Genomic DNA, 9773 nt, shown 5'->3' on the forward strand with positions numbered 1-9773 from the left:
GGCCGCTCGGCGCGGGGCCCCTACGCGCAGAGCGAAATGCCGACCGATCGACTCCGTGCGGAAACAATCGCGTGCTTGGATGGGTTCCACTAAGCAGAGATCGAAGACCGAGTGCAGGAGGCCAAGTCATGTCGACCACAGCAACCCAGAACGGCGTGGACGAGCTCGCCGGTGCCCACCAGCTCTCCGCCGCCGACCGCTGCGACAGCTGCGGTGCCCAGGCGTACATCCGAGTGGTCGTGAACAACGGAGAACTGCTGTTCTGCGCACACCACGGGAAGAAGTACCAGGAGAAGCTCTCCAGCATCGCCCAGAGCTGGCACGACGAGTCCGCCCGACTCTTCGAGGAGCAGCGCCCCTAGCGCGTCCCCGATCAGCCCGGACGGCGCGTCAGCGCCCTACCGACCGGCACCGAGCCGCTTCGCGATCACTTCGCGAGCGGCTCGTGCCGTTTCATCGACCAGGCGGAGACGCTCGTCCGACGGGGAGTAGGCGTCGCCGAGGGCGCGCCGCAGGATCGCGTCCGCGAGCGACGGGTTCTTCGCGAGGACGGGGCCGTGCAGGTGCGTTCCCAGAAGGCCTCCCACCGCGTAGCCCTCGTGGCCGGCGCCGTCGCCGGTGCCGTGCAGCACTCGGCCGAGCGCGTGCTCGGGCGCGATCCCGGTCATCCGGCTCTCGTGGTTCTCGAAGCCGACGAGGACGCCGCCCGGCGTCTCGACGAGGAGGTCGTCGGTCGCGCGCTCGCCCGTGACCGAGTCTCCGGGGAACAGCCCGATCCCCCGGGCGCCGCCCGCGGCCGTGCTGATCGAACCGGCCAGCATCTCCCAGCCTGCCCCGACCGCGACCACCTGGGTGCCCTGGTCTACCCAGGCCCGCAGCGTCGGCGCGATCTCGTGGAGGAGGGCCAGGACGCCCGGGAGGTCCTCGTCCGCTCCCGTCCCGGCGACCAGGACGTCCGGACGGACCTCGGCGTCGGAGGCGGCCGCCAGCGGCACCACCTCCGCCTCGACCCCCGCCCAGCGCGCCCGAGCCGCGAGGACCCGGGCGTTCGCCGCGTCGCCGTTGCTGTCCAGGACGTCGGGAGCGAGCACGGCGATGCGGAGGGTGGTCACGCGGTCTCCTCGCGGTTGGTGACGAGCTGCAGGTGCGCACGGGTGCGGCGCATCGAATCGGCCGAGAAGACGATGGTCTTCCGGCCGGAGGCGGGGGTCGGCAGAGCGAGGAACGCGTCGAGCGCGCGGCCCAGGTCCTCGTCGACGGAGTCGACGCGGACGCCGTCGTAGCGCAGGTGCAGCGCCGCCTCGTGCGCCTTCGACCCCGAGACGACTCTGACGTGCCCGAGCACGGAGGTGTCCACGGGCCAGAAGTAGGAAGGGTCTCGGACGTCGGAGCCGATCGCGAGCATGATCTGCTCGGTCCCCTCGGGGATCTCCGCGATGTTCAGGCGGTAGCTCGCCGGGTTCTGGACCAGGACGAACTCGACCTCGTGGCCGCGCACGGTGACGATCTCGCCCCGCCCGAAGACGGGGTCGATGCTCGAGAGCGCGGAGGCGGCGAGGGCCGGGTCGAAGCGCTCAGCGAGCACGGCGCGGGCCGTGGAGACGGCCGCCGCGGCGTCCACCGCGTAGTGGACGCCCCGCGCGGGGAGCCGGACCTCGAGCGGGTCGCCGTCGCTGATGATGCGCGCGGCCGCTCCCGTCGTGCTCTCGACGACGGTGGTCGCACGGTCGGTCCCGGCCTCCGCCTCTGCGGCGTAGCCGAGACCGCCGGACGCGGAGTCGCGGACGGAGGAGGAGACGCCGTACCAGCGGATCCGCTCGTAGGGGAGGGAGGTCGCGACATCGGCGACGTGGCGGTCGTCGGCGTTCAGCACGACGGGACCGGTCGCGCGGGAGGCGATGGTGCCGAGCATCCGGGCGACCATGGCCGGATCGAAGAAGCGGTCGATCTGGTCGACCACCACGTTCGTCAGCAGGACGACGCGGGGGCGCATCCGGGGCGCGAGGCGCGCGCCGTGACCCTCGTCCATCTCGAGGACGGCGATGTCCGCGTCGATCCGCCCGCGGAGGTCCGCCCTCTCCAGGAGCGCGGAGGTCAGCCCCTGGGCGATGTTGGCCGTCGACGGGTTGGTGAAGACCCGGAGCCCGTGCGCGCGGAGCACCGCGACCAGCATCTTGGTCGTGGTCGACTTGCCCGCCGATCCCGTGACGACCACGAGGCCGTCCCGGAACCCGTCGAGCACCGCGGGCAGGAATCCGGGCGCGACGCGGTTCACCACGAGTCCGGGCACGGCGGATCCCCCGCCGGGCTTCCGGACCCGCGCGGCGAACCGGGCGGCCCTCCCGAGGAGGACCGCCGGCGCGTAGCGAATCACCGGCCTACTCGAGGTAGTCGCGGAGCGACTGCGAGCGGGACGGGTGGCGGAGCTTGGCCATCGTCTTGGACTCGATCTGGCGGATGCGCTCGCGCGTCACGCCGAAGGTGTCGCCGATCTGGTCGAGCGTCTTCGGCATGCCGTCGCCGAGGCCGAAGCGCATGCGGATCACGCCGGCCTCGCGCTCCGAGAGCGAGTCGAGCAGCGACTCCAGCTGCTTCTGCAGCATGGTGAAGCCCACGGCGTCGGCCGGGACGACCGCCTCGGTGTCCTCGATGAGGTCGCCGAACTCGCTGTCGCCGTCCTCGCCCAGGGGCGTGTGCAGCGAGATCGGCTCGCGCCCGTACTTCTGCACCTCGATGACCTTCTCGGGGGTCATGTCGAGCTCGCGCGAGAGCTCCTCGGGCGTGGGCTCGCGGCCGAGGTCCTGGAGCATCTGGCGCTGCACGCGGGCCAGCTTGTTGATGACCTCGACCATGTGCACCGGGATGCGGATGGTGCGGGCCTGGTCGGCCATCGCGCGGGTGATCGCCTGGCGAATCCACCACGTGGCGTAGGTCGAGAACTTGAAGCCCTTGGTGTAGTCGAACTTCTCGACCGCACGGATGAGGCCCAGGTTGCCCTCCTGGATGAGGTCGAGGAACTGCATCCCGCGACCGGTGTAGCGCTTCGCGAGGCTGACGACGAGCCGGAGGTTCGCTCCGAGCAGGTGGCTCTTCGCGCGCTGGCCGTCCTTCGCGACCCAGCGCAGCTCGCGGACGAGCTCCGGGCTGAGGTCGGTCGAGTTGGCGAGCTTGTCCTCGGCGAACAGGCCGGCCTCGATGCGCATCGCGAGCTCGACCTCCTCGGCCGCGTTCAGGAGCGCGACCTTGCCGATCTGCTTCAGGTAGTCCTTGACCGGGTCGGCGGTGGCACCGGTGATCGCGGTCGAGTAGACCGGGACCTCGTCGTCCTCTCCGCCGAACGACAGGACGAGCGCACCGCTCGGGAGCGGCTCGGCCGGAGCGGCGACGGCAGCGGCGGCCGGGGCCTCCGGCGTCTCCGCGTCGTCCTTGGCGTCGGTCTCGGTGTCCTCGGCGACGACCTCGGTCTCCTCCTCCGCTGCCTCGTCGGGCTCGACGGCGTCGGTCGGCTCCTCCTCGGTGTCGGCAGGAGCGGCGGCCTTGGTCGTGGCGCGCGAGCGGGTCGTCTTGGCCGCGGTGGTCTTGGCCGCCGTGGTCTTCGCCGCGGGCTTGCGCGTCGCGGGCTTCTTGGTGGTCGTCGTCACGTCGTCGTCGACGGCGTCGAGCGTTGCGGTCTTGGTAGCTCTGGTGGCCATGGCGGCACCTCTCCATCCGTTGCGTCCCGGGGGCGGGCGGCGCGGGAGGGCGTCGTCCGTCGGTGGGCATTACGAGGACCCATGTCAAGTCGAGGACGTCGCACGCCCGACGTGGGCCTGGTGCTCCTCGACCCGAACGGGTCCTATTGACAATTATTGCACGTCTGAGTAGTGCAGCCGTGCGGTGCGGTGCGAGTGGGGCTCGATCCGGCGGGATCCGGGCCGTTCCGCTGGGACATCGCGTCTGCAGAAGGGCGGATCGACGGGGACGACCGTCAGCGCCCCGCGCGGCCGCGGCGCATCCGGTCACTCAGTGCAACCCAGAGAGGGGCCACGGTTATTCCCTCGTCCTCGGCCAGGCGGCGGCGGGTCCGGCGGCGCGCGACGAGGAGTCCGACGACTCCGGCGCCGACCACCACGTACTGCACGCACCACGCCAGGCGGAAGTGCTCGAGCGAGTAGGTCTGCTCGGAGGAGGCACCGGGACCGGCCAGTGCGTCGAGGATCAGGCCGATCGCGAACATCATCGTGAAGCTGGCCAGGAACCCGCCCACGTTGACGACTCCGTTCGCCGCGCCGAGGCTCCGCGAGGGGTTGAACGTGCGGGCGAAGTCGAACCCGATCATGGAGCCGGGGCCGCCCGCTCCGACGACGATCAGGAGCAGCACCACGAGCCAGTACGGCGGGACGCCGGGCCAGAGCAGCACGACGGTCCAGGCGACCGCCATCGCCGAGACGATCCCGAGCACGAGGTTGCTGCGGCGCATGGGGTGGCGGGCGGTCAGGACGCCGAGCACCGGCCCGACGACGATCCCCGCGATCACGACGATCGTGAGGGTCGGCGCGGCGACGGTCGGCGGCAGGCCGATCGCGTAGACGAGGAAGGGGTAGCCCCAGAGCAGCGTGAACACCGTGCCGGAGGACTGCGTGACGAAGTGCGACCAGAAGCCGAGCTGCGTCCCCGGCCGGCGCAGGCTCACTCCGAGCTGCGCGATCGTCGCCCGGAGCGTCGGAGGCACCACCGTGATCGGCTCGGTGCGCGGCGGGACGTCGGCGACCAGGAGGAGCACGCCGAGGAAGGACACGGCCCCGAGGCCGGCGGCGCTGAGGAACGCGGGCTCCCAGCCGAACGTGTGGAGGATCGCCGCGAACGGGAGTGCGGAGAGGATCTGGCCCACCTGGCCGATGTTGCCGATCCACTGCGAGAGCTGCGGCACGATCGGTCCGCTGAACCAGGTGACCGTGAGGCGGATCACGGAGGTGAAGATCGCGGCGTCCCCCGCTCCCAGCAGGATCCGCCCGACGATCGCGACGCCGATGCCCGGCGCGATCGCGACCACGACCTGGCCCGCCATCATCAGGGCCGTGCCCGAGAGGATCAGGGTCCGCGGGCCGAACCGGTCGATGAGGATCCCGACCGGGATCTGCATCCCGGCGTAGACGATCAGCTGGACGACGGCGAGCGACGAGAGGACGGCGGCGGCCACCCCGAACCGCTCCGCGGCGTCCACTCCTGCGACGCCCAGCGTCGTGCGGTCCAGGACCGCGACGAGGTAGGCGAACGCTCCGGCACCGAAGACGAACCAGGCTCGACGATCACGCACTCGTCCGATCCTACGGCCGCTCAGGAGGCGGTGGGCTCCTCGCCCGGGCGGCGGATCGCGAGGAACTTCTCGAGCTCGGCGGCGATCGCGTCGGCGCTGGGCACGAAGCCGTCCTCGTCGGTGAGCGGCGAGCGGAGGCTCGTCCCCTCCATGTAGGTGTCGTGCCGCGCCTCGAGGGCCGAGACCAGCTTCTGCAGCTCGTCGTTGCCGCCGACCTGCTCGTCGACCTTGCCGAGGAACTCCCGCCCGCTCTCGCGCAGGCGGTCCGTCGGGAAGATGAGGCCGGTCGACGCCGAGATGCTCTCGAGCGCAGCGACCGCCGCCTGCGGGTACTCGGTGTCCGACAGGTAGTGGGGGATGAGCAGCGCGAAGCCGACCACGGTCAGACCGCGCTCGTAGAGGCGCAGCTCGAGCAGGTGGAGGACGTTCGAGGGCACCTGCGTGTGCGGCTTCCAGACCGACATCGCCTCGATCAGGTCCTCGCGGTTCCCGCTCACGGTGACGCCGACGGGCCGGGTGTGCGGCACGGGCATCGGGATCGCCTGGACCCACGTGGTCGAGGCGACGTCGAGCCGCTCGAGGAGGGAGACCACCGCGCGGGTGAACCGCTCCCACTGGAAGTCCGGCTCGAAGCCGGTGAGCAGGAGGAACGGCTGGTGCAGCTCGTCGTGCGCGAGCGAGAGCCGGAGCATCGCAGGACGGTAGTCCGTCAGGTGGTCCTGGTCGAACGTGATGATGGGGCGGCGGGCCCGGTAGTCGAGCAGCTGATCCTGGTCGAACACCGCGACCTCGCGGTGCTCGAGGGTCTCGAAGAGGTACTCCCCCAGCTGCCCCACCGCTCCCCCGGCGTCGGCCGAGCCGGTCAGGCCCGCGACGAGGTGCAGCCCGCGCGGGATCTCGGAGAGGTCGCCCTCGATCTCGAACAGGTCTTCCGGATCCAGCATGCGTCCAGTCTAAACGGGGGTCCCGGCGCCCCGTCCGGCTCCGCTGAGCCCTCAGCGAACAGCGCCTAGCATTGCCGCCATGCCCCTCTCCTCTCTCGAGTACTCGACCGTTCCCGCCTCCGACATCGACACCGACGCCCTCGTCCTCGGCGTCGCCCCGGGACCCGATGGTCCCCGGCTCGTCGGCGCGGAGGGCTTCGAGGAGCTGGCCCCCGCGCTGACCGCGCTCGGCGCGACCGGCACCGCCGAGACGCTCGTGCGCGTGCCGTCCTCGGTCCGTGCCGGAGTGATCGTCCTCGTCGGACTCGGCTCGGCGGAGCCCGACGACACCGCGCTGCGGAACGCCGCGGGCGCCGCCGTCCGCCTGCTCGCGGGGTCCGCCTCCGTCGCCCTCTCCCTCCCGGCCGGCTCCGACGGCACGCTCGCCGCGGTCGCCGAGGGCGCCGCGCTCGGCTCCTACTCCTTCACCGCCTTCCGCGGCAGCACCGCCGCCGCGGCGAAGGCGCCCGTCGAGCACGTCGTCCTGCTGGGCGGCGGCGAGTCGGCCGACCCCGCCGTCCTGGACCGGGCGCTCGTGCTCGGCCGCGCGGTCGGCACGGTGAAGGACCTCGTCAACACTCCCCCGTCGCACCTCTACCCGCAGACGCTGGCCGAGGCCGTGCAGACCGGCGCCGAGGGACTGCCGCTCGAGGTCACCGTCTGGGACGAGGAGGCCCTCGCGGAGGAGGGGTTCGGCGGCATCCTCGGAGTCGGCAGCGGCTCCTCCCGCCCGCCCCGCCTCGTGAAGGTCGCCTACGCGCCCGAGGGCGCGAGCACCCACCTCGCCCTGGTCGGCAAGGGCATCACCTTCGACAGCGGCGGACTCTCGCTCAAGCCGCCGGCCTCGATGATCGGGATGAAGACCGACATGGCGGGCGCGGCGACCGTGTACGCCGTCGTGCGCGCCATCGCGGAGCTCGGCCTCCCGCTCCGCGCGACCGCCTGGCTCTGCATCGCCGAGAACCTCCCCTCCGGGACCGCGATCCGCCCGGACGACGTGCTCACCGTGCGCGGCGGGACCACGGTGGAGGTGCTGAACACCGACGCCGAGGGCCGGCTGGTGCTCGCCGACGGCCTCGTCGCCGCCAGCGAGGAGCAGCCCGATGCGATCATCGACGTCGCGACGCTGACCGGCGCCTCCGTGGTCGCCCTCGGCAACCGGACCGTCGGCGCTCTGGGCGACGACGAGCTGGTCTCCCGCGTGCTCGACGCCGCCCGCGCGGCGGGAGAGCCCTTCTGGCAGATGCCCCTCCCCGCGGAGCTGCGACCGCTGCTCAACTCGGACATCGCCGACATCGCGAACGTCAAGCCGGGCAACACCGCCGGCGGCATGCTCCTCGCCGGCCACTTCCTCCGCGAGTTCGTCGGGAAGCGCGGCGAGGGCGAGGACGCGACCACGATCCCGTGGGCGCACCTCGACATCGCCGGCCCCTCGAGCAATGGTGGCGGCGGCTACGGCTTCACCGGAGCCGGCGCCACGGGGGTCTCGGTGCGCGCGCTGATCGCTCTGGCCGAGGGCTTCGCGAGCGCGTAGTAGGGTCGACGGGGCGGGAGATCCCGCCTCGTCCCCCCTCCCGATCCGCTCGGCGCTCAGCGCCGGAGCCGGTCGGCCGGGAAGCGGGACCGCACGTCGCGAGGGAGTCACTGGGTGTCGGAAGAGCGCTACGACCTGGTCGTGCTCGGAGGTGGCAGCGGCGGGTACGCGGCGGCCCTCCGGGCGACGCAGCTCGGGATGAGCGTCGCGCTCGTGGAGCGCGACAAGCTCGGCGGCACCTGCCTGCACCGCGGGTGCGTGCCCACCAAGGCCCTGCTGCACGCCGCCGAGCTGGCGGACGGCGCCCGCGAGGGAGAGAAGTACGGCGTGCTCTCGAGCTTCACCGGGATCGACATGGCGGGCGTCACGCGCTACCGCGAAGGCGTCGTCGCCGGCAAGTACAAGGGGCTCCAGAGCCTCGTGTCCTCGCGCGGCATCACGGTCGTCACGGGCGAGGGCCGCCTCACCGCGCCTGGCACCGTGACGGTCGGTGAGCACGTGCTCCACGGCGCGTCGGTCGTCGTCGCCACCGGGTCCGCCTCCCGCACCCTCCCCGGGATCGAGATCGGCGGCCGCATCCTGACGAGCGACCAGGCTCTCGAGCTCGACCACGTGCCCGCGAGCGTCGTCGTCCTGGGCGGCGGAGTGATCGGCGTCGAGTTCGCGAGCGTCTGGCGCTCGTTCGGCGCCGAGGTCACGATCGTCGAGGCCCTCCCCCACCTCGTCCCCAGCGAGGACGAGAGCGTCAGCAAGCAGCTGGAGCGCGCCTTCCGCAAGCGGGGCATCGCCTTCCAGCTGGGATCTCGCATCGCGTCGGTCTCGCAGAGCGAGGGCGGCGTCTCCGTGTCGCTCGAGAGCGGCGCCACGGTGGAGGGCGAGATCCTGCTGGTCGCCGTCGGCCGCGGCCCGGTGACCGCGGGCATCGGCCTCGAGGAGGCCGGGGTCCGCCTCGACCGCGGCTACGTGCTGACCGACGAGCGCCTGCAGACCTCCGTCCCCGGCGTGTACGCCGTGGGCGACATCGTGCCGGGGCTCCAGCTCGCGCACCGGAGCTTCCAGCAGGGGATCTTCGTCGCGGAGGAGATCGCCGGTCTGGGCCCGCAGGTCGTCTCGGACGTCAACGTCCCGAAGGTGACCTACAGCGACCCCGAAGTGGCCTCCGTCGGCCTCGGCGAGGCCCGCGCGATCGCCGAGTACGGCGCCGAGCGCGTCGCCGTGTACGACTACGGCCTCGGCGGCAACGCCCGGAGCACGATCATCGGGACCACCGGCTCCGTGAAGGTCGTGCGCCTGGTCGACGGCCCCGTCGTCGGCGTGCACATGGTCGGAGCCCGCGTCGGCGAGCTGATCGGCGAGGCTCAGCTCATCGTGAACTGGGAGGCGCACCCCGAGGACGTCGCGCCCCTCGTGCACGCGCACCCCACTCAGAACGAGGCGCTCGGCGAGGCGCACCTCGCTCTGGCGGGGAAGCCGTTGCACGCCCTGTAGAACCACTGCGGTGCGGCGATCCGCCGCTTCCGCATCAGTAAGCTGGACATCGAAACACAAGCGTCTTAAGGAGACAGGCTCATGAGCGAATCCGTCAGCCTCCCGGCACTCGGAGAGAGTGTCACGGAAGGAACGGTCACCCGCTGGCTGAAGAACGTCGGGGACCGCGTCGAGGTGGACGAGCCCCTGCTCGAGGTCTCGACCGACAAGGTCGACACCGAGATCCCGTCGCCCGTCGCGGGAGTGATCGAGGAGATCCTCGTCCAGGAGGACGAGACCGTCGAGGTCGGCGCCGAGCTGGTGCGCATCGGAGACGGCTCCGGAGCCGCGTCGGCGTCCGAGCCCGAGGCTCCCGCCGAGGAGGCCCCCGAGGTCCAGGCCGCCGAGACCGAGGCCACTGACGATGCGACCCCGTCGGTGGACGCCGAGAGCGACGCCGAGGCTCCCGCCCCGGCCGAGCCCGAGCCCGCCC

At 72.1% G+C, this 9773-nt stretch carries 9 protein-coding genes; 4 read left to right on the forward strand and 5 right to left on the reverse strand.

Going from position 1 to position 9773, the window contains the following annotated elements; translation table 11 throughout:
* The first annotated feature begins 128 nt into the window (after nt 1-128).
* Nucleotides 129-362 (forward strand): hypothetical protein, encoded by a 234-nt coding sequence (locus C5B95_RS05885; RefSeq protein WP_068212876.1) that lies wholly within the window; start codon nt 129-131, stop codon nt 360-362.
* Nucleotides 363-398: 36 nt separating this feature from the next.
* On the opposite strand, the gene C5B95_RS05890 is transcribed toward C5B95_RS05885, so the two are convergent.
* The 5 genes from C5B95_RS05890 to C5B95_RS05910 form a co-directional block, all read right to left on the reverse strand.
* Nucleotides 399-1112 (reverse strand): type 1 glutamine amidotransferase, encoded by a 714-nt coding sequence (locus C5B95_RS05890; protein ID WP_146076493.1) that lies wholly within the window; start codon nt 1110-1112, stop codon nt 399-401.
* Nucleotides 1109-2290 carry a Mur ligase family protein gene (locus C5B95_RS05895; RefSeq protein ID WP_146076494.1) on the reverse strand — a complete coding sequence of 394 codons (1182 nt, stop codon included), beginning with the start codon at nt 2288-2290 and terminating at the stop codon, nt 1109-1111. The genes C5B95_RS05890 and C5B95_RS05895 overlap by 4 nt, the downstream gene beginning before the upstream one ends.
* Before the next feature lie 88 nt (nt 2291-2378).
* Entirely contained in the window at nt 2379-3692 is a 1314-nt protein-coding gene (locus C5B95_RS05900; RefSeq protein WP_104222118.1) for an RNA polymerase sigma factor, read from the reverse strand.
* A 275-nt stretch (nt 3693-3967) separates the two neighbouring features.
* A complete protein-coding gene (locus C5B95_RS05905) occupies nt 3968-5296 on the reverse strand; it encodes a nitrate/nitrite transporter (protein WP_104338501.1) in 1329 nt (442 codons plus the stop codon).
* Nucleotides 5297-5316: 20 nt separating this feature from the next.
* Nucleotides 5317-6240, reverse strand: a complete 924-nt coding sequence (locus tag C5B95_RS05910) for a proteasome assembly chaperone family protein (protein ID WP_104238748.1) — start codon at nt 6238-6240, stop codon at nt 5317-5319.
* A gap of 79 nt (nt 6241-6319) precedes the next feature.
* Between C5B95_RS05910 and C5B95_RS05915 the strand changes: the two genes are divergently transcribed.
* The 3 genes from C5B95_RS05915 to C5B95_RS05925 form a co-directional block, all read left to right on the forward strand.
* Complete coding sequence (locus C5B95_RS05915; RefSeq protein ID WP_104348683.1) at nt 6320-7813, forward strand: leucyl aminopeptidase; 1494 nt, start codon at nt 6320-6322, stop codon at nt 7811-7813.
* Between the two features lie 114 nt (nt 7814-7927).
* Nucleotides 7928-9301: a dihydrolipoyl dehydrogenase gene (lpdA, locus tag C5B95_RS05920; protein ID WP_104348684.1), complete on the forward strand. Its 1374-nt coding sequence runs from the start codon at nt 7928-7930 to the stop codon at nt 9299-9301.
* Nucleotides 9302-9382: 81 nt separating this feature from the next.
* On the forward strand, nt 9383-9773 hold a 391-nt coding region (locus tag C5B95_RS05925; RefSeq protein WP_308471271.1), incomplete at its 3' end, for a biotin/lipoyl-containing protein.

The organism is Rathayibacter sp. AY1A7 (assembly GCF_002930845.1).
In the GTDB taxonomy this organism is placed as follows: Bacteria; Actinomycetota; Actinomycetes; order Actinomycetales; family Microbacteriaceae; genus Rathayibacter.

Coding starts and splice junctions, on each gene's coding strand:
- C5B95_RS05900 (WP_104222118.1), bottom strand. CDS start 3,692: ATGGCCACCAGAGCTACCAAGACCGCAACGCTCGACGCCGTCGACGAC.
- C5B95_RS05915 (WP_104348683.1), top strand. CDS start 6,320: ATGCCCCTCTCCTCTCTCGAGTACTCGACCGTTCCCGCCTCCGACATC.
- C5B95_RS05885 (WP_068212876.1), top strand. CDS start 129: ATGTCGACCACAGCAACCCAGAACGGCGTGGACGAGCTCGCCGGTGCC.
- C5B95_RS05910 (WP_104238748.1), bottom strand. CDS start 6,240: ATGCTGGATCCGGAAGACCTGTTCGAGATCGAGGGCGACCTCTCCGAG.